Origin of the sequence: Colwellia marinimaniae (assembly GCF_002207865.1) — a bacterium.
Taxonomy (GTDB): Bacteria; Pseudomonadota; Gammaproteobacteria; order Enterobacterales; family Alteromonadaceae; genus Colwellia; species Colwellia marinimaniae.
Genome location: NZ_BDQM01000162.1, coordinates 1 through 345 on the forward strand (window position 1 = coordinate 1; position 345 = coordinate 345).

Here is a 345-nt window from a genome sequence, read left to right on the forward strand (position 1 = left end):
ACGTATACCGCTATAGGCACTGGTCATATTTGCAACCGGAGCACCGGAGACGGCAGCCTTGAAAATGTGAGTCTGAGTCACGGCAAAAGCCGTTTGATAACCGCCCCATGAATGGCCCTGAATACCTATGGCATCTGGATCGGCAACACCCATCTCGATGATCTTCTGCACACCGGACGTTAATGCCTGCACAGACGTTGCTCCAGGATAGCCGACTTCGAATCTGATATCAGGTAGGAAGATGGCGTAGCCATTATCGGCATACCAGGCAAAGTTAGGCCTATGATTGATCTTCATCGGCGGGAAAGCGTGCAACCTATCACTCATAAAGCGATAGAAGTACAC

General features: G+C 50.4%; 1 protein-coding gene. It reads right to left on the reverse strand.

Annotated features, from left to right (window positions below):
* A partial coding sequence (locus MTCD1_RS18710; RefSeq protein ID WP_159459923.1) for an alpha/beta hydrolase family protein occupies window positions 1-345 on the reverse strand: 345 nt, incomplete at both ends.